This is a genomic window from Actinoplanes subtropicus (assembly GCF_000721705.1).
GTDB classification, from domain to species: domain Bacteria; phylum Actinomycetota; class Actinomycetes; order Mycobacteriales; family Micromonosporaceae; genus Actinoplanes; species Actinoplanes subtropicus.
Genome location: NZ_JOJL01000016.1, coordinates 73481 through 94548 on the forward strand (window position 1 = coordinate 73481; position 21068 = coordinate 94548).

General features: G+C 69.4%; 20 protein-coding genes. 6 read left to right on the forward strand and 14 right to left on the reverse strand.

Going from position 1 to position 21068, the window contains the following annotated elements:
- Nucleotides 1-47 precede the first annotated feature (47 nt).
- Nucleotides 48-1154 (forward strand): outer membrane protein assembly factor BamB family protein, encoded by a 1107-nt coding sequence (locus IH26_RS0122020; protein WP_084598992.1) that lies wholly within the window; start codon nucleotides 48-50, stop codon nucleotides 1152-1154.
- Here IH26_RS0122020 and IH26_RS0122025 read toward each other — a convergent pair.
- Nucleotides 1142-2014 carry a YDG/SRA domain-containing protein gene (locus IH26_RS0122025; protein WP_034215820.1) on the reverse strand — a complete coding sequence of 291 codons (873 nt, stop codon included), beginning with the start codon at nucleotides 2012-2014 and terminating at the stop codon, nucleotides 1142-1144. The two genes, IH26_RS0122020 and IH26_RS0122025, sit on opposite strands and share 13 nt — an antisense overlap.
- Nucleotides 2015-2073: 59 nt before the next feature.
- Entirely contained in the window at nucleotides 2074-5181 is a 3108-nt protein-coding gene (locus tag IH26_RS0122030; RefSeq protein WP_211268727.1) for a DUF3427 domain-containing protein, read from the reverse strand.
- Nucleotides 5182-5283: 102 nt separating this feature from the next.
- On the opposite strand from IH26_RS0122030, the gene IH26_RS0122035 reads away from it, so the two are divergent.
- Nucleotides 5284-6120 carry a phosphoribosylaminoimidazolesuccinocarboxamide synthase gene (locus IH26_RS0122035; RefSeq protein ID WP_030438121.1) on the forward strand — a complete coding sequence of 279 codons (837 nt, stop codon included), beginning with the start codon at nucleotides 5284-5286 and terminating at the stop codon, nucleotides 6118-6120.
- Here the strand turns inward: IH26_RS0122035 and IH26_RS0122040 are convergent.
- On the reverse strand, nucleotides 6107-6406 hold the full coding sequence (locus IH26_RS0122040; protein WP_030438122.1) for a DUF3040 domain-containing protein: 300 nt from the start codon (nucleotides 6404-6406) through the stop codon (nucleotides 6107-6109). The two genes, IH26_RS0122035 and IH26_RS0122040, sit on opposite strands and share 14 nt — an antisense overlap.
- Before the next feature lie 290 nt (nucleotides 6407-6696).
- On the opposite strand from IH26_RS0122040, the gene IH26_RS0122045 reads away from it, so the two are divergent.
- A complete protein-coding gene (locus tag IH26_RS0122045; protein ID WP_030438123.1) occupies nucleotides 6697-7464 on the forward strand; it encodes a potassium channel family protein in 768 nt (255 codons plus the stop codon).
- Between the two features lie 368 nt (nucleotides 7465-7832).
- On the opposite strand, the gene IH26_RS0122050 is transcribed toward IH26_RS0122045, so the two are convergent.
- Complete coding sequence (locus tag IH26_RS0122050) at nucleotides 7833-8024, reverse strand: hypothetical protein (protein WP_030438124.1); 192 nt, start codon at nucleotides 8022-8024, stop codon at nucleotides 7833-7835.
- Nucleotides 8021-8368, reverse strand: coding sequence for a hypothetical protein (locus tag IH26_RS0122055; RefSeq protein ID WP_245665377.1), 348 nt, complete (start codon nucleotides 8366-8368; stop codon nucleotides 8021-8023). Before IH26_RS0122055 ends, IH26_RS0122050 begins: the two co-directional genes overlap by 4 nt.
- Nucleotides 8369-8679: 311 nt before the next feature.
- On the opposite strand from IH26_RS0122055, the gene IH26_RS0122060 reads away from it, so the two are divergent.
- Nucleotides 8680-9585, forward strand: coding sequence for a helix-turn-helix domain-containing protein (locus IH26_RS0122060; protein WP_051808388.1), 906 nt, complete (start codon nucleotides 8680-8682; stop codon nucleotides 9583-9585).
- Nucleotides 9586-9774: 189 nt separating this feature from the next.
- Here IH26_RS0122060 and IH26_RS0122065 read toward each other — a convergent pair whose 3' ends face one another.
- From IH26_RS0122065 to IH26_RS0122080, 3 genes are all read right to left on the reverse strand, one after another.
- Complete coding sequence (locus tag IH26_RS0122065; protein WP_030438127.1) at nucleotides 9775-10008, reverse strand: DUF397 domain-containing protein; 234 nt, start codon at nucleotides 10006-10008, stop codon at nucleotides 9775-9777.
- Between the two features lie 1052 nt (nucleotides 10009-11060).
- Nucleotides 11061-12629 (reverse strand): GGDEF domain-containing protein, encoded by a 1569-nt coding sequence (locus tag IH26_RS0122075; RefSeq protein ID WP_030438129.1) that lies wholly within the window; start codon nucleotides 12627-12629, stop codon nucleotides 11061-11063.
- A gap of 38 nt (nucleotides 12630-12667) precedes the next feature.
- Nucleotides 12668-14257 carry an MDR family MFS transporter gene (locus tag IH26_RS0122080; protein WP_030438130.1) on the reverse strand — a complete coding sequence of 530 codons (1590 nt, stop codon included), beginning with the start codon at nucleotides 14255-14257 and terminating at the stop codon, nucleotides 12668-12670.
- 99 nt (nucleotides 14258-14356) lie between these two features.
- On the opposite strand from IH26_RS0122080, the gene IH26_RS0122085 reads away from it, so the two are divergent.
- On the forward strand, nucleotides 14357-14956 hold the full coding sequence (locus tag IH26_RS0122085; RefSeq protein WP_030438131.1) for a TetR/AcrR family transcriptional regulator: 600 nt from the start codon (nucleotides 14357-14359) through the stop codon (nucleotides 14954-14956).
- 77 nt (nucleotides 14957-15033) lie between these two features.
- On the opposite strand, the gene IH26_RS0122090 is transcribed toward IH26_RS0122085, so the two are convergent.
- Entirely contained in the window at nucleotides 15034-16470 is a 1437-nt protein-coding gene (locus IH26_RS0122090) for a cellulose binding domain-containing protein (RefSeq protein ID WP_030438132.1), read from the reverse strand.
- Between the two features lie 114 nt (nucleotides 16471-16584).
- Entirely contained in the window at nucleotides 16585-17142 is a 558-nt protein-coding gene (locus IH26_RS0122095; protein WP_030438133.1) for a TetR/AcrR family transcriptional regulator, read from the reverse strand.
- A gap of 78 nt (nucleotides 17143-17220) precedes the next feature.
- On the opposite strand from IH26_RS0122095, the gene IH26_RS0122100 reads away from it, so the two are divergent.
- Nucleotides 17221-17976 (forward strand): dienelactone hydrolase family protein, encoded by a 756-nt coding sequence (locus tag IH26_RS0122100; protein ID WP_030438134.1) that lies wholly within the window; start codon nucleotides 17221-17223, stop codon nucleotides 17974-17976.
- A 2-nt stretch (nucleotides 17977-17978) separates the two neighbouring features.
- Here IH26_RS0122100 and IH26_RS0122105 read toward each other — a convergent pair whose 3' ends face one another.
- The 4 genes from IH26_RS0122105 to IH26_RS0122120 form a co-directional block, all read right to left on the reverse strand.
- The gene (locus tag IH26_RS0122105; protein ID WP_030438135.1) at nucleotides 17979-18416 is read right to left on the reverse strand and encodes a VOC family protein; all 438 of its coding nucleotides are present in this window, start codon (nucleotides 18414-18416) and stop codon (nucleotides 17979-17981) included.
- A gap of 30 nt (nucleotides 18417-18446) precedes the next feature.
- Entirely contained in the window at nucleotides 18447-18797 is a 351-nt protein-coding gene (locus tag IH26_RS0122110) for a hypothetical protein (RefSeq protein WP_030438136.1), read from the reverse strand.
- A gap of 16 nt (nucleotides 18798-18813) precedes the next feature.
- The gene (locus IH26_RS0122115) at nucleotides 18814-19908 is read right to left on the reverse strand and encodes a UDP-N-acetylglucosamine 2-epimerase (protein WP_030438137.1); all 1095 of its coding nucleotides are present in this window, start codon (nucleotides 19906-19908) and stop codon (nucleotides 18814-18816) included.
- 180 nt (nucleotides 19909-20088) lie between these two features.
- Entirely contained in the window at nucleotides 20089-21003 is a 915-nt protein-coding gene (locus tag IH26_RS0122120; RefSeq protein WP_030438138.1) for a chromosomal replication initiator protein DnaA, read from the reverse strand.
- Between the last annotated feature and the right edge of the window lie 65 nt (nucleotides 21004-21068).

Consider the following 21068-nt stretch of genomic DNA (forward strand, 5'->3'; position numbering starts at 1 on the left):
CCGCCGTTTCCGCACGTCAGCACCCCTTTGGGACGTACGGTCGCGCCGTGCGTACACCATCCTTGGTCTGGCTTTTGATCTTGACGCTCGGCTTCCCGGGGCCGGCCCGCGCGGCCACTCCCGCCGAATGGCCGCACCCCGGCTACGACGCCGAGGACAGCTACTACAACCCGCACGAGTCGGCGATCACCCTGGGCACGATCGCCCACCTGAAGCGCAGCTGGACCGTCCAGCTCCGCAAACAGGCCGCCTGCGCCGGCTTCTCGGCCCCGCTGGTCGCCGCCGGCCGCGTGATCGCCACCGACCAGTACGGCATTTCCGCCTACAACGCCGCTTCCGGCGCCCCGTCCTGGCACTTCAACTGGCCCGACCCGGTCGGCACCGAAACGCCCGCCATGGCCGTCGACGGCACCAGCCTGATCCTCGGCACCAGCGACTGCTTCTCCCAGAGCGACCCGAACGGCCTGGTCGTCGCTCTGGACGTGAGCACCGGCCACGTCCGCTGGAAAGTGAAGACCGACATCCCGGTGTACTCCCTGGCCGTCGACAAGGGAATGGCCGTCATCTCCGGCAATTCCCCGTCGGATGCGCAGGCCACCATCGCGTACCACATCGGGGACGGGAAGGTGGCTTGGCGCAAGGCCGGCTTCCAGGCCACGAACGTCTCCGCCAACGGCCGCCTCCTCCTGACGGATACGCACCACACCTCAGCGGTGGCCATTACGACGGGCGCTCTCCTGTGGACAAAGCCAGGCTTCTGGCTAGCCAAGGCGGCGACCCCTACGAGCGACCGCTTCCTGGTCACCAACGGCGGCTCGTTGTCGGCAATCAGCGCCGCAACCGGGGCCGTGCTGTGGAGCGCGCGCGGCGCCTCCAACGACTTGCTGGCCACGGACGGCTGGCGAGTCTTCCGCGTGGTCGGCGGCGTGGTCGAGGCCTTGAGCGTGCCCAGCGGCCGCAGCCTGTGGTCCCGCACCCTGCCCAAGCCCCTCTCCCAGCCGGTCCGCGCAGCCGACCTCCTCTACCTGGGCGGCCCCATCCTCAACCCGGTCACCGGCGTCGCCATAGCCCCCACCTACCGCGGCAACGACGTCGTCGCGGGCGGCCGCCTGGTAGTCGTCAACCAGGGCGTCCTGTTAAGCTACGCACCCTGAGCCCGGGAAAGAGCATGGTGTTTTCGGTGGTACTCCACGTAGGTGCGGTTGATTTTGTGTCGGCCATGACGCCGTAGTTCGCGAATCGGCTGGTCGTTCGCGCTGTCCCAGACCATCCAAACCTCGTCGATGTAGATAGCGCCGGCGTCAAACATGACGTGGTGGTTGGGGCACAGACACAGGATATTGCTCTCTTCGTCCGGTCCGTTGTGTGGTTTGCCGAGAGCCTTGATGTGCGCCGCCTCGGCGTAGTCGCCGGTCGGCGTGCTGATGGCGAGGTCGCACACCTGGCACTGGTGGCGGTGGATCAGCTTGACGCGCTGCGCTTTAGCCGTGCTGCGCACGATGCGCTGGATGGTCGTCGCTCGACGAGCGGTCGGGGTTGGCCGTCCCGGCTCGGTCCGATCGAGGCCCTGCTCGTCCTCCGCGACCAGCCGGAAGCGCCAAATGCGGCGCCTATTGCGGGTCTCATGCCAGAAGTCCACAACCCGATAGAGGCCGTCGTAACGCAAGCCTTTCGCGGGCGAGTAGGAGGTGTCGCCGCCTTCGCCGCGGATGACCCGCACCGGATAGCCCTCGATGGCACTTCGCGCTAGCCCGATGTTTCCCGACTTAAGCTCCTGGTCCTTGACCTGCTTTCTACCCTTCAGGCCGCCTTGCCCGGTGTAGATCAGTTCGTCGCCGAAATCCTCGTCGTCGGGGTATCCGCCGGACACGACGATGGATTCGGCGCCGTCCCGACCTCCGCAAATACCGGCCTGGAGGGGCCGATGCACGCCGGTTGCGGCGAGATCTTCGCGACTGGTGAACGTGGAGCCAGGTGGGAATCCATCGATCTCCCCGTAAGTCCGTTCAGGCATGGTCCCGATGGAACCTTGATCGTCCGTAGCCCCATGCCTAGAACCTTTTGATCAACTTCCTAGGCAACCGCAGCAGCAAAGGCGGCAAACAGGTCACCGGAGAGTGGCGTATGCAGTCGCCACGTCACCGCCATCGGCCGCTCGCCCTCGTGGCTCACATACGTAGCCGGCCCGAGGAACCAGAACGCCCGATCGTCGGTGCTCGCCCGTGCGAACAGCAGAATCGAGCGATCCATCTTGACGTGCTCCCGATAACGACGCCCGGTCGGACTGTCCGCCGAGGTGGTCGACTGACTTTCCCAATGGATCAGCTCCGGGCTGATGGCGTAGTCGCGATAGCGGGTAGTCGGCGAAAAGTCGCCACTGGTCTTGTCGAGCGTGAAGGCCAGCAGGTCGGCTCGCACCGCGGACGCGTCATAGACGCCCTCGCGCCACTCCGGAGTCTTGGCGCGGGTCTCCTCACCGACCGCGGCCAGCATCTCCAACCGGGTGTACCGGCTGTGCACTTGCAGCGGGATCCCGTCGAGGGCGGCGTGCTGCAGATGGTTCGGGGCGTCGTGCAGCGTCGTCACGAGCTCGCGAAGCTCGGAGATCACTTGCGGATGCGCCCACACCATGTCGGCGCCGCGTTGGAGGGAAGCGTCCTTCAGCCCATTCTTGTCGGTCAATACCTGATCGCCGAGGTTAGCCACCAGCATCCGCAGCAGCCGCCGCTCGGTTCTACTCATCGATTCGGTGTCCGGTTTTCCGCCGTCGAGCAGCGCGCGGTATCCGTCGAGGCGCTGGCGGTCGTCAATGTGCTGGAGGCGCCCGACCGCTCGACGCAGTGGCTGCTCATACCTGCCGGCCGGCGCCACCGGCACCCCGGCCGCCTCCAGCATCTCCGACCACGTGCGGTTGTTGGCGTAGATGTCGGCGAGCTCAAGCCCGGTCTCGTCCAGGTATTCGGTGAGCGACACGGCACTGCGATCACGATGAAGCGTCCGCAACTCCTCGACCTTGACCCGCCACGTCGACGGAACCGCCTCCCGGATGCTGCGCAGCACAATCTCCTGGGCGACTCGGTCCAACTCCATGTGGCAGCCGGCCGGCAGGAACGGGAAGCCGTTCTCGATCGCTCGCTCCAACTCGCGGCGGCTACCACCAAGCAGCGCGCGGTAGCGGCGATCGAACCGGAACTCCCGACGATGCGTGCCCACGAAGTCGAGGACCGTGCACGCCGACTTGTCTCGAGCCTGCCGCAGCCCACGGCCGAGCTGTTGAAGGAAGAGTGTGGCGCTCTCGGTCGGGCGCAGCATCAGCAGCGTGTCCACGGTGGGGATGTCGACGCCCTCGTTGAATAGGTCAACCGAGAAGACCACCTGAACGCGGCCGGCCGCCAAGTCGGCCAACGCCTTTTCACGCTCCCGATCCGAGGATTTGCCCGAGACGGCGACTGCCTTGACTCCCAGCTCCACGAACCGATCAGCCATGTAGTGGGCATGCGCGACGCTGACGCAGAACCCTAGGCACCGAATCGTGGCTATGTCGTCGACGTGGTCGGCGAGCTGCGCAAAGACGAGTCGGGCCCAGCCGTCGTTCTCGGTGTACTTGTCGGTCAGCGCCTCGACGTCGTAGCCCTGACCCCGTCGCCACGGCACGTCGCTCAGGTCAGTGCCGTCATGGATGCCGTAGTAGAGAAAGGGCGAGAGCCGATGCTGCTCGATCGCGTCCCAAAGCCGTAGCTCGGCCGCGATGCGGTCGCCGAACCAATGGAGGATCGGCAACCCGTCGGTCCGTTCCGGCGTCGCCGTCAACCCGAGCAACTCGCGAGGCGCTAGCCGGGTGAGTAGCGTTTCATAGGACGGCGCGGCCGCGTGGTGGAACTCGTCGATGATGACCACATCGAAGTGATCGGCCGCGAGCCGGTCGAGGTTGGCGTGCGTCAGGCTCTGCACGGAGGCGAAGACGTGGTCGAAGTCCTGTGGGCGGGAGCCGTCCACCCACATCTCGCCAAACGCATGATCGCGCAGGGTCTGCCGGAACGTTGCCCGACTCTTTTCCAGGATCTCGCGGCGATGTGCCACGAAGAGGAGACGCGCCCGCGGCAGCTTCGCTCGCAGTCGGGCGTAGAAAACGGCCGCCATCACGGTCTTTCCGGTGCCGGTCGCGGAGACCAGCAGATTGCGGTGACGCCCCTTGAGCCGCGATACCTCGATCAACTCAAGCAGACGCTCCTGGAAGGGTTCCGGGCGAATCTCGACCGGGCTGAGGACGGCCGCTTCGCGCTTGTCGGAGCGGCGCATTCGATCGAGCGATTCCTCGAACTCGTCCTTGACGTACTCGACGAAGTCGACGCTTTCCCAGTAGGTGTTGAAGACGGCCTCGATCTTGTCGATCACGTCGAGGTTACGGGCCGCGGATACCCGGACATTCCACTCCATGCCGGCGTTCTGCGCCGAATGGGTCAGGTTGGACGAGCCCACGTACGCCGTGCTGAACGCGCTGTGCCGATGGAAGAGCCACGCCTTGGCGTGCAGCCGGGTCGTGGAAATGTCGTAGGAAACCCGCACCCGGGCGCCCATGCCGACGAGCTCGTCCAACGCGGCGGCCTCCGTGGAACCGGTGTACGTGGTGGTGAGCAGCCGGAGTGGCTTGCCCTTCTCGAGGTGCCGCCGGAGTGCGTCGCGGAGGGGCCGCAGGCCGCTCCGGCGAACGAACGCCATCACGATGTCGATGGCGTCCGCCGACTCGATCTCCTGAAGCACCTGGCTGCCGACCCGCGGCTCGCCGGGCGCGTTGGTCAGTAGGGTTGTGTCCAGCAGCGGGATGAGCGGACGGCCGGGGAACCGGACGGAGTTGTCCGCCTGCCACTCGCCGATCGCGTCCAGCACTTCGCCCGGCGCCGTGGGCCGATCGTTCCCCACGTTGACCTTAGGAAGCCGAGCGGCCAGCGTGTCGGTCAGCAACTGGGCGACCTCGATGCCGACAGCGACCCGGTCGCTCTGTGGCACGGCCTCGAGCGCTCGAATGACCTGCCGGGCCAGCAGTTGAGCGATGCGGTCGGGCGCCTCGGCGTCGCGCAACCGGACCCGCCGAACCAGCGAGGCGTCGACCGCCTCGAGCTGTGCCTCGAGCGCCTCGGTCATCACCGTTTCGTACAGGCCCGCCACCAGGTCGTCACTCACCGCGTCAGTCTGCCCCATTGATCTACGGGCGCCGTCTGTCTAGCTCCGGTGGGTCGGATAGCGTAAGGCTGGCAAACGGGCGAGTGTCGCGAAGGGGAGCACGTGGAGCTGTTGCACTCGGGCAAGGTCCGTGACATCTACACCGACGGCGCTGACCTCCTCCTGGTCGCCTCCGATCGGATCTCGATCTATGACGTCATCCTGCCCACGCCCATCCCCGACAAGGGCAAGATCCTCACCCAGCTCTCCCTCTGGTGGTTCGACCAGCTCAGCGACGTCATCCCCAACCACGTCATCTCCGCCACCGACGTGCCGGGTGAATGGCAAGGGCGGGCCATCCGCTGCGAGCGCCTCGACATGGTCATGGTCGAGTGCATCGCCCGTGGCTACCTGGCCGGCTCCGGCCTCAAGGAGTACGAGCGCGACGGCGCCATCTCCGGCGTCAGCCTGCCGCCTGGCTTGATCGAGGCCTCCCAGCTCCCCGAGCCGATCTACACGCCGACGACCAAAGCCCCCGTCGGCGAGGGGCACGACGAGTTCATGACCTACGCCGATGTGGAGGCCGAGGTAGGCAAGGCCCGCGCCGCCGAGCTCAGGCGGATCACCCTGGAGGTCTACCGCCGCGGCCAGGAGGTGGCGCAGAAGAGCGGCATCATCATCGCCGACACCAAGATCGAGCTGGGCCTGGCCGAGGACGGCGCCCTGAAGCTGGCCGACGAGCTCCTGACGCCCGACTCGTCCCGATTCTGGGCCGCCGACGAGTGGAAACCGGGCGGCACCCAGCGCTACCTCGACAAGCAGTTCCTCCGCGACTGGTCCGGCGGCCTCGACTGGGACCGCACCGACCCGGGCCCGGCGATTCCCGATGAGGTGGTCGAGGCCACGCGTAACCGGTACATCGAGGTATATGAGCGGCTGACCGGGTCTAGCTGGAGCTAGTCCTGGGACGGCGGGCGGACGAGCCCAACATCTGACCCCCGCCGCCACCCCGCTTGATCCAGAGGTGTCCGCCATACGCGGCGCCCACGATCGCCATGAAAACGCCGGTCCAGCCGCCGTAGAAGATGCTGAACGGTGCCATCGTCCACAGCAGAATGGCCATCGTCTGGTAGAAGCGTCGACGAGGCCGGCACATCCGGTCGACCTTCTGCGAAAACTTGGGATCATCCGCGCGCAGCCGGCAGACCATGCCGTCAAACGCCGCCTTCTCGTTGGGCTCGAGCACGGGGGACCACCTCCGCCCCACCGGCTACCCGGCGCCCCGCCCGCGAAACGCCCGGTTTCGCCATCTGCCCAGACAGATCAAGAGCAGACTGCTTTTACCGTACGCGCGACAACGCCCCACCCGCAGCGGCCGCCGAACCGCACTTCTCGCCAACGCCTCGCCCCCGACTTTCCAGCGAACCCGGCGAAAGCCACCAGAGGCCGCCCCGTAGCCCCGGCAAAGCCCCCGAACGCCCCCGCCAAGGTCGAAAAGCCCGACGAACCGCAACATTGATCAGGCAAGCTGCGATCATGAGCTCCGAACGCCACAGCTCTGAGCACCGACTCCGCCGGTGGGAACGCGCGACCGCCTATCCCCTCACCATGCTCTCGGTGCTGTTCATCGCCGTATACGCCTGGCCGATCCTGGACCCGGCCATGCACCCGGTCGCGCGCCGCGCCTGCGAGTTCGCCGACGTCGGGCTCTGGGCCATCTTCTGCGTCGAGTACCTGATCCGCCTGCGGCTGGCGATCGACAAGTCCTGGTTCATCCGGTCGCACTGGTTCGACCTGGCCATCCTGGTCCTGCCCGTGCTCCGCCCGCTGCGCGCCCTGCGCCTGCTCAACGCCCTCCGGGTGATCAACCGGCACGCCGCCCACTGGACGCGGGGCCGCCTGGCCGTCTACGTCATCGCCGGCACCGTGCTGATCGTGCTGGTGGCCGGCCTGGCCGTGCTGGAGGCCGAGCGCGGCCACCCGGGCAGCACCATCGAGAGCTACCCGGAGGCCCTGTGGTGGGCGGTCTGCACGATCACCACGGTCGGGTACGGCGACCTCTACCCGCAGACGGTCGAGGGCCGCCTGGTCGCGCTCGCCCTGATGGTCGGAGGCCTGGGCTTGATTGGTTTCACCACCGGCTCCCTGGCCAGCTGGATCGTCGACCGGGTCTCGGACAACGAGCGTCCGGGCGGCGCCGCCACCCGGGCCGACATCGCCCTCCTGCTGCGCGAGATCCGCAAGCTCCAGGCCGAGGTCGCCGAGTTGAAGTCCCGCAGCAAGGACCCGGACCCGCGCCCCTGAGCGGAACGGCGGCGGACGAGACCACGGCGTATTCGCACTGATCGGAAAACCTCTCGGTGGCCGCATTCACCGCATCTAAGTCGAGATTGGACGCCCTTTTCCGGGATTTGCCCCTCTTCCGCGAACCGGACGAGCACCCCAAACGGCTCGGAGAGGCGCCGCCACCTGCGACTTTGCCGCCGTTGAGGCCTCAAGAGGGAGTAGGACTTGTTCCGTCACAACTTCAATTTCGACCCATTGGGTGATTAGCCGGCAGCGATTCTCGGCCCATGCTCACTGTCCGTAGTCGGCTGGCGGCAGCATTTCACCCGTTCCGGGGAAACGCAAAGAGCCGGCGCGAGTGCGCCGGCTCTGTCTTTCTCTCTTACTCAGTGCTGTTGCGTCGTCGAGGCGAGCGAACGCTTGGGCCACGCCGCCCCCGATCCGCACCCCTCACAGGCGAGCTGGTTGCCACAGGCCGGGCACCAGTCGTTGGACCGCCGCAGATACCACCCCAGGGCCACCCCGCTCAGCAGGCTGAGCAGGCCCACCAGGGCCGCGACCGCCACGGCCCCGGTCATGCCGCCGAGCCCCGCAGCGGGAGGCCGGCCGGGGTGATCCGCCGGCCGCGATCGCGCTTGTCCAGCGCGTCCTCCGAGGAGCGGGCCGTCACGTACGGGGCGGTGAAGGTGTCGACGCCGGTGCCACGGTGGGCGCCGGGGCGATACGTCACGGTCACGGCGCGGGGGGAAGCCGCCTCGATGATCCCGGCGCGCCAGCCGTCGCGGTAGACCCAGACCGGGTCGGCGGGGTGGTAGCTGTCGGCGGGGGCCACATCGGCCGGGTCGCGCTGGGGTGGGGCGATCGTCGGCGTGACAGGTGTCGTCGGCGTGGCGTGCGGAGGCGGGGACGGTGCCATGGACATCGAGATGACCCTCCAAATCTCGGGGACTCGGTCGTCAGGGTGACTTTGATAGCCATCCATCCGGTACGCGTCGGCCGAGAAGCCGAACTGTGTGGCACGCCTCGCCAGCCAGCACGGTGTGTCAACGGGCGGAGCGTTTCTGTCAGCTATCATCCTCGCCATGCGGTGCGTCCGCAAGGCCGTCTGCACGTGCATCCGCACCGGGCGAATGCTTCGAGCGTCACGCTCCGGAGATACGCTGGTGCTGTTTCGTTGCGGACGATCTCCCCTTTAGGATGCGTAGGGACTGCGGCCGGCAGCCCTGGACAGCGATGACGAGGAGTCAGGTGAGCGCGGGTTCGCAGGAGGAGGCACCGGGCAGCGGCCCGACAGTGCTGCGCATCCTGCTCGGTGCCCAGCTCCGCCGTCTGCGGGAAACCAAAGCGATCACCCGGGAAGATGCCGGGTGGGAGATCCGTGCCTCGGGCTCGAAGATCAGCCGGATGGAGCTCGGCCGAGTCAGCTTCAAGGAACGCGACGTCGCCGACCTGCTGACGCTCTACGGCGTGAACGATCCGGACGAGCGCGAGGCGCTGCTCGTCCTGGCCCGCCAGGCGAACAACCCCGGCTGGTGGCAGCAGTACGGCGACATCCTGCCCAGCTGGTTCCAGTCGTACCTGGGGCTCGAGGCGGCCGCGTCGCTGATCCGTACGTATGAGATCCAGTTCGTCCCCGGCCTGCTGCAGACCCCGGAATACTCCCGGGCGGTCATCATGCTCGGCCACGCCGGCGTGACGCCTGAGCAGATGGATCGCCGGGTCGAGCTGCGCCGGCAGCGCCAGCAGGTCCTCGACCGGCCGGATGCGCCGCAGCTGTGGGCGGTCATCGACGAGGCCGTGCTGCGCCGCCCGATCGGTGGCGTCGAGGTGATGCGGGCGCAGATCGAGGCCCTGATCGAGGCGGCGAAGAAGCCGAACGTACGGCTGCAGATCATTCCGTTCAACGCGGGCGGGCATGCCGCCGCTGGCGGGCCGTTCGCGATCCTGCGCTTCCCCGAGCCGGAACTGCCCGACGTCGTCTACGTCGAGCAGCTGACCAGCGCGATCTACCTGGACAAGCGCGAGGACGTCGACCAGTACGCGATGGCGATGGAGCGGGTCTGCATCGACGCCGAGCCGCCGAACCACACGCCCGAGATCCTCGGCAAGCTCCTGCACGAGGTCGGCCGGCCGGCCTGACGGCGTACGCCAGAAGGAAATCAAAGCGAGGGCCGCGGGGTGACGCGGCCCTTCGTCGTTCGCGCGGCCAGGCGTTTGGCGGGGGGCCTTGGGCCGCGTGTCGAAGGATTGTCGGATTCGGCCCGGGCGTGACGCGGCTATGAGCGCGTCACGCCCGGCGCCCTTCGCTTGGCTGCTCAGTGAGCGAGATCAGAGCAGGTTGTCGAAGTCGCCGTCACGAACGCCCAGGATGAAGGCCTCGATCTCGGCCGGCGTGTAGATCAGCGCCGGCCCCTCGGGGTCCCGGGAGTTGCGCACGGCGACCTCGCCGGTGGGCAGCACGGCGCACTCGACGCAGTTGCCGCTGGGGTTGCTGCGCCGGCTCTTCTGCCAGGTGACACCGTCCAACTGGCCGGCGGGGATGCCGTTAACCGCGTGCGTCATTCGAAGCTCCCTTGGTTTGCTCCGCCCGGGGATCGGCCGGAGGTGGTCTCTCGTGGCAACCGCCGCATCACACGTTGTGCAAATGCACGTGCATTTGGCCTTGCGTACTCACGTGATTGTGAGCATGATAACGCACGTACGGAACTCTATGGGTGTCACTAAGGGTGACATCTTTAAGTGACGGCTCGGTCGCGGAAACGGCGTCTGCGGCCTCGGCGATGGGCTCCCTGGCGGGGGCGTCCGAGCGAGAGGTGACGAGATGTCCATACCCAACATCGGCCCCGAACATGTTGACCCGGGCGACCCCGATGGGGCGGAAACGCCGCGTCGGGGCAACCCGCCGCTCGTCTACCGAGACGAGCCACCGACCGATGACGTGCTCGCCGCGACGACCCGAGCCGCCGTGGTGACCCACCGATTTGGCGGCGTCAGGTATGCCCTGAGCCGCCCCGATGCCACGTCGGCCGCTCCTCGGCCGCCGGCCGAGGAGGGTGATTCCGACGCGCGCGAGTGATCTGCTGCGTTGCGCGCGGGGCCGACGCGCCGGGCAGCTGCCCGGCCCGCCGGTGCCCGTCCCGACGGCGCTCATCTTCCGCGGCGGCCGCCTCGAGCCGCGCCTGCCCCGCTGGCCCGCGCACGAGTTCGCGGAGTCGGACTATCGTCATGGCAGCGGTACGCTTCGGTTACGCATTGTGCACGTCGCCTGGGAAAGATCGGTCATCCGCGACGGCGCCACCTGGCTCCAGGCGGAGGCCGTCGAGCTCAACGAGGCCGGCCTGTGGGCCGGCCGCCGCCACATACTGATACGAGCGGAGTGCCTTCCGGCCCCGCTGGCGCGGAAGAGGCCGCGATTGCGGGTGTAACGCCGAAGCACCCGCAAGCGCCCTTTAAGGGCGCGCCCGACGCCGGTCGGGCGGTCTGGTTCCCCCGTGCCTGGCCGCCCGACCGGTCCACCCGCTGCCGAGTAACTCACGCCTGCTCGGTGGATCAGGGGGTACTGGCCGGGGACCGCTACCCAAGGGCGGTTCCCGGTCCGCCCCCGGCAATGTTCGTCAGGCCGCCGAGGCTCGGCCCAGCCGGGCGCCGGACCACACCACGCGATCGCGTCCGCCGTGCTTGGCGGCGTACAGGTGCTGGTCCGCAATGGACAAAAGCGCAGCTTGAGTCGGTTTCGCGGCGTCCGCGACGCCGGCCACGCCGATGCTCACCGTGACCGGAACGCCCGCGGTGAGCGACTCCCAGGCGAAGCCCCGGAGCGTACGCCGGAGCCCGTCCAGCCGATCGACGGCCCGGGCGACCGGCGTCTCCGGCAGCACCAGCACGAACTCCTCGCCGCCCAGGCGCACCACGAATCCGTCCGGCGCGATCGCGGCCAGCTCGGTCTCCAGCAGCTTGGCCGCCTGCACCAGCACCTGGTCGCCGACGTCGTGCGAGAGCTCGTCGTTGATCCGCTTGAAGTGGTCGATGTCGACGATCGCCACGGTCAGGCCGGGGTCGGTCGCGATCAGCCCGGGCAGCTGCTCGTTGAGGTAGCGCCGGTTGCGCAGGCCGGTCAGCGGGTCACGGCGGGCCTGCTCGCGGAACCGCTCGGCCTCCTGCCGGGCCTCGGCGGTCTCGAACATCACCTGCCTGGTCCGCGCCTGCGCCTCCCGCTGCAGCGAATACTGCCGCTGGTGGGCCTCGAAGAACAGCTTGTGCGTCGCGTACGCCTCGGCGAACTGGCCCTGGGCGGCGTGCAGCTCGGCCTGCTCCTGGTGCACCCGGACCAGCACGTTTCCGAGCTCGCGCTCCGCACAGAGCCGGCGGGACGCCGCCAGGCTGCGCTGGGCCCGGCCGTACGCGCCGAGGCCGCGCTGCGCCCGGGCCAGGGTCAGCAGGTATTCCGGCAGCGCGTCGGCGTCGTCCTGGTTGCCGTCGTTGTGCCAGTCGATGCAGGCGAGCAGGGTCTTCTCGGCCTCGGCGTGCTGCCCGTTCTCGATCTGGATGGCGCCGATCGTGTCCAGCAGCGAGGCGTCGAGCTCGAAGCCGTGCCGCTCGGCGACCTCCTGCAGCCGGGCGGCGAGCCGCTGGGCCGCCTCGTGCTGGCCGGCCGCGAACTCGGCGTACGCGTGATTGTTCAGGACGGCGAGCAGAAGATCCGGACGGCCCAGGCGGATCGCCAGGTCGGCGGCCTGGCGGTAGCGCAGCCGGGCGGCGTCCATCGACCCGCTGAGGCTGAGCGCGTCGCCGAGCTTGGCCCGATGCCAGATCCGCATGTGGTCGGTCGCGGTCTCGTCGAGCAGCTCGACGCTGAGCACCGAATGCTCCAGGCACTGCGCGGCATCGCCGAGGTGCCGGTGGATGTTGGCCCAGACCAGGTGCGTACGCGCGGTCAGCCGGCGGGCGTCGTGCTCGATCGCCCACTGGTGCACCTTCCAGATGCGCTGGGCCGCCTCGGCCACGTCGCCGGCCCGCATGTGCAGGTTGGCCTGGGCGAGCCGGGCTCGGGCGACGAGCAGCTCGTCGCCGAGGGCGCGCGCCTCCCGCTCGAGGTGGACGGCCCGCTCGAGCATCGCCGCGGCGTCCCAGTTGATCTCATCCTCGAGCTCCAGGAGAGCAGCGGATAATCGCTCCTCGTCCACCCGGTCCACCCCTCCCAACAGCACTCCGCTTACAAAGGCTAGCTCTCGGTAAGCGCAAGATCTTCGGCGCGCCCACGTGATCCATCTCGCGCCACGCCGGGTGAATCACCGGCGGGCTCCTCCGTGGGCTGGACGGCATCGACCGTCGAGCGCAGCGCCGTGGGCTTCATCAGCAGCGCCGCGATCACGCCGACCACCGCGATGGCCGCCGAGATCAGGAAGATGTGCCCGGTGGCGTCGCCGTACGCGACCCGGACCAGGTGCTGGATCGCGGCCGGCAGCGCGGAGAGGTTCAGCGTGCTCGAGGCGGACGCGCCACTCGCCGGAACACCGGCGGCCGCGAGCTCGTGGGTCAGGTTGTCGGTGACCCGGTGGGCCAGCACGGCACCCAGCACCGAGACGCCGATCGTGCCGCCGAGCGACCGGAAGAACGCCACCGTCGAGCTGGCCGCGCCGATGTCCTTCAGTGCCACCGTGTTCTGCACCGCGAGCACGAGGTTCTGCATCGTCATGCCGACGCCGATGCCGACCAGCGCCATGGCGCCGCCGACGTACCAAAGGCTGGTGTCGTGGTCGAGCAGCGAGAGCCCGGCGAAACCGCCGACCAGGATCAAGGTCCCGGCGACGAGGTACGGCTTGATCCGGCCGCTGATGCTGATCAGGCGTCCGGCGACGGTCGAGGAGACCAGCACGCCGGCCATCATCGGGATGGTCAGCAGGCCCGCCTCGGTCGGGCTGTAGCCGCGGCCGATCTGGAAGTACTGGCCGAGGAAGACCGAGCCGCCGAACATGGCCATGCCGACCGCGAGGCTCGCGATGATCGACAGAGCCGTCGTGGGCTGCTTGACGATCTGGATCGGGACCACCGGCTCGGCGACCCGGGTCTCCACCCGGACGGCGAGGGCGAGGATCGCCAGGCCGGCGCCGACCATCGCGTACGTCTGCCAGGAAAGCCAGGCGAACGAGCTGTCCACGAATGACACCCAGACGAGCAGCGTGCTCACGCCGAGGGCGATCAGCGTGGCGCCGACGTAGTCGACCTTGACGTTCTCGCGCTTGATGACCGCGAGGTTCAGGGTCTTCTGGAGGACCACCAGCGCGATCACCGCGATCGGCACGCCGATGTAGAAGCACCAGCGCCAGCCCAGCCAGCTGGTGTCGACGATCAGGCCGCCGAGCAGCGGGCCGCCGACGGTGGCCACGGCCATCACGCCGCCGAGGTAGCCGTTGTATCGGCCGCGTTCCCGCGGCGGGATCATCGCGGCGATCGCGATCTGCACGAGCGCCTGCACACCGCCCATGCCCAGGCCCTGGAAGGCGCGGGCCGCGATCAACTGGCCGGCGGTCTGGCTCATGCCGGCCACCATTGAGCCGAGCACGAACACCACGATCGAGATCTGGACCAGCAGCTTCTTGCTGTAGAGGTCGGCCAGCTTGCCCCAGATCGGGGTCGAGGCGGTGGCGGTCAACAGGCTGGCGGTGACCACCCAGGTGTACTGGGTCTGCGACCCGTCGAGCGCACCGATGATCCTCGGGAGCGCGGTGGAGACGATGGTCGAGCTGGCCATCGCCACGAAGAGGACCAGCAGGAGGCCGGAGAGGGCCTCCATGATCTGGCGGTGCGTCATGGGTTTCGTACTCATGTTCTTCAGCAACAACCGGCGAAGCTTGCGCATTGCGCAATCTTTCTCATTGAGAAGCAAGTCACACGCCGGTACGCTTCGTCCATGAGCACGACGGCGGAGCCGGGGCTGCGCGAACGGAAGAAGGCCGCCACCCGGCAGGCCCTGCACGATGCCGCGGTCCGGCTGGCGACCGAGCACGGCCTGGATCGGATCACCGTGGAGGCGATCGCCGACGAGGCCGGCGTCTCCCGGCGTACGTTCTCGAACTACTTCGGGAGCAAAGAGGAAGCGCTGATGTACGGCGACTCCCGCCGGATCCGGGGTTTGATCGAGGCGGTGCGGGCGCGGCCCACCGCCGAGTCGCCGTGGGCGGCACTCACCGCGGCCGCCGCCACGTTCAACGGCGAGCTGGGTGAGCTCGACGCCCGGCGGGTGGCGCAGAGCCGGCTGCTGCGGAGCCATCCGACGCTGATCGCCGCGCAGGTGCAGACGTTCGCCGGGGTCGAACGCGAGCTGGCCGCCGAGGTGGCCGGCCGGATGGCCGAGGCGGACCCGCGAGGGATACGCGCGCGGATGACCGCCGCGGCCTTCCTGGCGGCGCTGCGGGTCTCGTTCAACATGTGGCTCGACGCCCCGGTCGGGACCTCGCTGTGGGAGATCGCGGAGGAAGCGCTGGCCAACGCGGGCCGCGGCTTCGCCTAGCCATAGAAAGAGCGCGGCTCCGGGTGGGGGCCCGGAGCCGCGCTCCCCCTCCCTACTGGGGATGAGAGGAATGCTTCCTAGCCGGTGAAGCCGGCGAAGATCTTGCTGAACTCGAACGGGGCCTGGCTCACGTTGGTGCACTGGAAGAGGGCGCCCGTGCAGGCGTTCTTGTCCCGGTTCAGCTCCCAGAACGAGAGGAACCCGAGGTGGTTGGCGTTGGCGAAGCCGACCAGGTCCTTGGCGTCGCTCTGCAGGAACTTCCCGCCGTCGTCGTTCTGGCCGAGCATCGGGGTGACGCCGAGCATCTTGAAGGCGGCGGCGTCGCTGTTGCCGTAGATCGACTTGATCTGGTCCTTGGTCGACTTCGCGGCCTGGATGGCAAGATCGCCGTAGTCCTGGCCGGAGCGGCCGTAGTCCATCGCCATGATGTTGACCAGGTCCAGGTCCACGCCGGCGTCCTTGGCCGACTTGACCACGTTGAGGCCGTCGGCGGTGAGGCCCTCGGGCAGCACCGGCAGGGTCAGCGAGATCTTCAGGCCCGGGTTGGCCTTCTGCAGGGCGGCCAGGGCGCTCGAGCGGCGGGCGATCGTGGTCGGGTCGGCCACCGCCGCGCCCTCGATGTCCAGGTCGATGTACCTGAGCCCGTACGCCGAGACGACCGCCTGGTACTCGGCCTGCAGCGCGGAGACGCTGGTGCAGGCCTGGGCGAGCTCGATGCCGGTCGCGCCGCCGAAGGACACCTTCACGTCACCGCCGGCCGCGCGTACCGCCGCGATCTGGTCGGCGAACTGCTTCTGCCGCGGGTCGAAGGCGTTGAACCAGCTCGCCTTGCAGCCGGCGCTGGTCACGAAGGCCAGGCTGAAGGACTTGAGGTTCCCGCTGCTGCCCAGCTGGGCGAGGGAGGTAGTGCCATTCGAGAGCAAACCCATGTCCACGTACGGGGCGACCAGCACCTTCCCGCCACTGGGCGGCGTGGTGGCCGGCGGCGTGGTGGTGGGTGCCGTGGTCGGCGGCTTGGTGGTCGGCGTCGCCGTCGGTTTCGTGGTCGGCGGGGTCGTGGTCGGCTTGGTCGTCGGCGCCGTGGTCGGCGTCGCGCCGCCCGAGCAGGACGCGCCGTTGATCGTGCAGCTGGTCGGCGCGCCGCTGCCGGCCACGACGAAGCCGAACGAGGCCGTGCCGCCGGCCGGGATCGAGGTCTCCCAGCTCGGGTTCTTGGCGGTCGAGACGCCGCCCGAGGTGGTGATCGTGGCGTCCCAGAAACTGCCCAGCTTCGCGGTCGACGGCAGCCCGAAGGCCAGTTGCCAGCCGTTCACGGCCGCCCCGGTGCCGTTCGTGATCGTGTATTTCGCCTGGTAGCCCGTGCTCCAGTCGCTGTCCTTGCTGAAGGTAGCGGTGAGCACGCCCGCGGCCTTGGTGGTCGGGGTGGTGGCCGCGACGGCCGCGCCGACGCCCCCGCCGACGGCGACCACGGCCGCCGAGGCGTAGATGGCGAGACGCAGACGGCTGCGTTGCATGGGATGACTCCGATCGCAGGGATTGACGATGGGAGTCGATTCTTCGGTCCGGGGCGTTTAAACGACCTTGTATGGACCTTAAACATCCTTAAATGACCGCTGGTAGCGGGCGAGTCACCGGCTCGCGAGGCCGTCCAGCAGCAGCACGAGCTGGCGTCTCCAGGCGTCCGGCTCGAGCGACGCGCGCACCACGCCGGCATTCGCGCGCATCAGCAGGCCGAAATCCCGCCGGGTGAAATCGGCCCGCAGGACGCCGGCCTGCTGGGCCCGGGCGATCACCTCGCTGGCCCCGCGCTGGGCGGCCGTGCGCAGCGCCGAGAGCCGCTCGTCGTCGTCGAAGCCGGTCGAGACCAGTAACTCGGCCAGCCCGCGGTCGGCGGCCTGCAGCTCGAAGAGCCGGGTGAGGTAGCCGACGAACGCGTCCCACGGGTCGGGCTCGTGCAGCGCGAGCTCGGCCAGCTCGACGTACTCGGTCATCTGGCCGGCGAAGACCTCGGCGATCAGGTCGCGGCGGGTGGGGAAGCGGCGGTAGAGCGTGGCGTTGCCCACGCCCGCCCGCCGGGCTATCTCGTCGAGCGAGGCGTCCAGCCCCTGCTCGCCGAAGACCTCCCGGGCCGCGGCCAGCAACGCGGCGCGGTTGCGCTCGGCGTCGGCGCGGAGTCGAGTGGCCATGGGGGACAGGGTACCGATCGGACCGGGGATGCCTCCCCGGTTGGTGCTAGGTTGCCCATGATCAAAGGAGATGCGGAGATGCAGATGACAGCCGTGCAGATTCCGACCGCGGACGGCGCGGCGGACGCGTACCTGGTCAAGCCGGATGGCGACGGCCCGTTCCCGGGCGTGCTGATGTTCATGGACGCCTTCGGGCTGCGGCCACGGCTGCAGGAGATGGCCGAGCGGATCGCCGAGCGCGGCTACGCCGTGCTGGTGCCCAACCTCCTCTACCGCAGCGCCCGGCCGCCGCTGGTCAGCGCCGAGGAGCTGACCGACCCGGAGAAGCGCGGCGCCGCCTTCGGCCGGCTGATGCCGATGATGCACCTGCTCACGCCGGCCCGGGTCGGCGCGGACACCGATGCCTACCTCGACTTCCTCGCCGCCCAGCCGGGCGTCGCCGCCGGGCCGGTGGTGGCCGTGGGCTACTGCATGGGCGGGCGCAACGCGCTGCGCGCGATGGAGCAGCGCCCCGACCGGATCAAGGCGATGGCCGGCTACCACGCCGGCGGGATCGTCACCGACGAGCCGGACAGCGCACACCTCGCGGTCGGCAGCATCACCGGCGAGGTCTACTTCGGCTTCGCCGACCACGACCGGTCGATGTCGGCCGAGCAGATCAAGATTTTCGAGGCGGCACTGGCCGACGCCGGCGTCACGTACACCTCCGAGGTCTACGAGGGCGCGCCGCACGGCTTCACCATGAGCGACACCGCAATGTACGACGCGGCCGCCGAACAGCGGCACTGGACCACCCTCTTCGCCCTGCTCGACCGCGTGTCGCCGGTCAGCTGACCTCAGCTGATGCAGAACTCGTTGCCCTCGATGTCGGCCATCGTGTGCCACGAATGCGGGCCCTGCGACTGCGAGTAGAGGTAGGTGGCGCCGCGGGCGACCAACGCGTCGCGCGCGGCGTCCCGCTGGTCGGCGCCCACCCACACGTCGAGGTGCAGGCGGTTCTTCACCGTCTTCGCCTCCGGCACGTGTTGGAACAGCACGCGCCGGGGCTTGCCGCCCGGAAACGGCTCGGGGTGCCGGATCGCCGCCCCGGTTCGCCAGACCAGCCGGCCCCGGTGCGTCATAGTCTCGTCGTCGGTCGCGAAGCCGCGGGCGACCATGTCCTTGATGACGGACTCGTCCTGCTCCTCGACCGGCCACTCGAGCGTCTCGGCCCACCAGTCGGCCAGTGTGTGCGGGTCGGCGCTGTCGACAACTACCTGGAAGTCGTAAGGCATGGAGGGACGGTAGCCCCGGGGTACGACATTTCAGTTCTCGTAGAGACCCGGGAAGTAGCGGTCGAGCAGCGTCACGTCGTAGACCTGGCGCACCTCGGTGACCCGGCCGTCGACGACCGCGAGGAACTCCACCATCCGGGCCGTGCCGAACGGCGCGACCAGGTCATACACCAGCGTCGCCCCGTCGTCGGCGAGCGTCTCGCCGGCCACCGTGACGGTCTCGGCGAACGCCGCGATCCGGTGCTGCACCTGCAGCAGCTCCTCGTCGTCGACCGGCGCGTCGAGGTTCCACTCCACCTCGACGTCCGGCGCGAGCAGCTTGCGGACGGCGGTGCTGTCGTCGCTGGTCCACGACCGGGTCCAGAACCCGATAACGTCCATGGTCGTCTCCTGGCTCTCAGTGGTGCACGCCGGCCTGCGACCGGGCGGGCATCGGGTCGGGGAACTGGCCGTGGCCTAGTAGCGCGGCGGTGGCCTGGGCGATCCGGGCGGCGGCGTGACCATCGCCGTACGGGGTGCCGGCGACGCCCATCGAGTCCCGGCGGACCCGGCTCTCCAGCAGTTCGGCCATCGCCGCCACGATCGCGCCGGCCTCGGCGTCGACCTGCCGGGCGCTGCCCCCGTGGATCGCCTCGGTCAGGCCGCCACCGTCGCCCGGCACCAGCACCGGACGGCCGGCCGCAAGCGCCTCCTCGGCCAGGTCCGCGTCGTCGGTGAGCACCACCTCGGCGGCCGCCACCAGCCGGGACCGCTCCGGGTACGGCATCGTCAGCCCGCCGAACACGTCCAGGTCGGGCTGGTTCGCGGTGATCGCGAGGAGCGCCGCCCGCACCGGCTCCTCGAACTCGGCGCTGACCCCGGCCACCACGACGCGGTTGGCCTGCGGTTCGATCGGGCGTCCGGTGCGCTCGGCCAGCAGCCGGGCCGCCTGGACGCGGTTGGCCCGCGGCACGAGCGGCTCCCGGGTGCGCTCGGCGAGCAGCCGGGCCGCCTCGACCGCGGTGCCGCCGGTGAGCAGCACGTCCCCGGCGACCACCCGCTCGTCGAGCAGGTTCATCGCGGCGAGCGGCGCGGGGGCCAGGTGCACGGTGGCGATCTGGGCGAGCAGCCGGCGGTCGCCGTCCGCGTCGTCGGCGACCAGCGAGCCGGAGCGACGCCCGGCGTCCATGTGCATGACCGGCACGCGGCGCCAGTACGCGGCCAGCGCCGCGCCGAGGTTGTCGCCGCGCACGACGACGGCGGCCGGGGTGCGTACCGCCCACAGCTGGTCGTACCGCCGGAGCGCCGTCGCGAGGTCGGCCGAGGCCGGCAGGGTGACGTCGGCGGCGAGCCCGCCGGCGATGTAGGTCTTGGCCACGGCGGTCGGCTCCGGCCCGCCGGCGAGCAGGACCGGGGTGACAAGGCCCTGCTCACGCATGGCGATCGCGACCGGCACGAGCCGGAGCGCCTCGGCGCACGTGCCACCGGCGAGGTGGACTTCGGGCAGCGACATGTTCTCTCCGGGGACTGCGGGGGTCAGCGGCGATTCAGGACGCTATGCAGTCACACAGCGTGACGCAAGCCGTCGCCACTCATTGTGGCCGAACGGCCCAACCCAGACATCCCAGACACGAACAAACCGGGCGAACTCTCGGTTCCCCAGTTACTCAACGCAATGTCGACCGGCGGACGATTACCCTTGGTGGCCGTTGTTGAGCAGCGACGGGTCGTCGCGCAGCAGGGCGGCGAGCCGACGGGCGGCCATCTCGGTCTCCTCCGGGCGCTCCACCTGCAGCGGGATCGGCTTCGGCAGCGGTGAGGGCATGGAGTCGCCCCGCTGCGGCTGCGGCGCCAGGCGCTCGGTGACCAGCCGCTCGGTGACCAGGCGCTCGGTGGCCTCGTTCTCGGCCGGGTCGTGGTAGCGGTCGGCCCGGATCCGGTGGGTGGCCTGCGGGTCCTGGTACCTCGAGGTCTGCGGCGGCACGGGCGGCGGCGGGGTGGCCGCGTACGGGTGCGGCGGGTACTCCGGAGCCGACGGCGCGGGGAACCCGGGGTCGCGCGAGGCCATGCCCAGGTCACGCATGCGGGCCCCGAGGTCGCGCGAGGTCTCGCCGGGGTCCGGCGACGGGTAGCGGTCGTCGGCCGGCGGGTTGTCGAACGACCCGTACCGGCGCTCGGCCGTGTCCGACTCGGCGTAGTACGGCGTCTCGGCGTACCCGTAACTGGCCGGTCCGTAGCGATCCTGGTCGTCGTGGCTGAAGCGGCGCGGGTCGGCGGCCGGCGACGGCGGCGCGGAATACGGCTCCGGCTCCAGGTCGATCTCGACGACGTCGGCGTGCCGGGCGGCCGGCACCTCGGGCTGCACCGGATTGTCCGCGCTGACCTGCACCTGGCCCTCGGCGAAGAAGAAATGCAGCAGCACGGGCTCGCCCGAGCCCTCCGCACCCACGGTCACACCGAGTTCGGGATGGCGTGCCACGACTCCAGCGATCGCCTCGACCAGCTCGGTCACGGCCGGTGAGGTCCCGGTGGCCTCTCCGGCGGCGCGCCTGCGCAGCTCATCACGGCGCGCGAGCTTGTCGAGCGCGTCGTCCAGTCCGCCTCGCACGTCACCATCCTTCCTAGTGCGGGTGGGTCCCATCCACTCTGCCCGCTGGAAGGCCGATTTGAAAA

Coding starts and splice junctions, on each gene's coding strand:
- IH26_RS0122025 (WP_034215820.1), bottom strand. CDS start 2,014: ATGCCTGAACGGACTTACGGGGAGATCGATGGATTCCCACCTGGCTCC.
- IH26_RS0122045 (WP_030438123.1), top strand. CDS start 6,697: ATGAGCTCCGAACGCCACAGCTCTGAGCACCGACTCCGCCGGTGGGAA.
- IH26_RS0122050 (WP_030438124.1), bottom strand. CDS start 8,024: ATGACCGGGGCCGTGGCGGTCGCGGCCCTGGTGGGCCTGCTCAGCCTG.
- IH26_RS0122055 (WP_245665377.1), bottom strand. CDS start 8,368: ATGTCCATGGCACCGTCCCCGCCTCCGCACGCCACGCCGACGACACCT.
- IH26_RS0122060 (WP_051808388.1), top strand. CDS start 8,680: ATGACGAGGAGTCAGGTGAGCGCGGGTTCGCAGGAGGAGGCACCGGGC.
- IH26_RS0122065 (WP_030438127.1), bottom strand. CDS start 10,008: ATGACGCACGCGGTTAACGGCATCCCCGCCGGCCAGTTGGACGGTGTC.
- IH26_RS0122080 (WP_030438130.1), bottom strand. CDS start 14,257: ATGACGCACCGCCAGATCATGGAGGCCCTCTCCGGCCTCCTGCTGGTC.
- IH26_RS0122085 (WP_030438131.1), top strand. CDS start 14,357: ATGAGCACGACGGCGGAGCCGGGGCTGCGCGAACGGAAGAAGGCCGCC.
- IH26_RS0122090 (WP_030438132.1), bottom strand. CDS start 16,470: ATGCAACGCAGCCGTCTGCGTCTCGCCATCTACGCCTCGGCGGCCGTG.
- IH26_RS0122095 (WP_030438133.1), bottom strand. CDS start 17,142: ATGGCCACTCGACTCCGCGCCGACGCCGAGCGCAACCGCGCCGCGTTG.
- IH26_RS0122100 (WP_030438134.1), top strand. CDS start 17,221: ATGCAGATGACAGCCGTGCAGATTCCGACCGCGGACGGCGCGGCGGAC.
- IH26_RS0122105 (WP_030438135.1), bottom strand. CDS start 18,416: ATGCCTTACGACTTCCAGGTAGTTGTCGACAGCGCCGACCCGCACACA.
- IH26_RS0122110 (WP_030438136.1), bottom strand. CDS start 18,797: ATGGACGTTATCGGGTTCTGGACCCGGTCGTGGACCAGCGACGACAGC.
- IH26_RS0122115 (WP_030438137.1), bottom strand. CDS start 19,908: ATGTCGCTGCCCGAAGTCCACCTCGCCGGTGGCACGTGCGCCGAGGCG.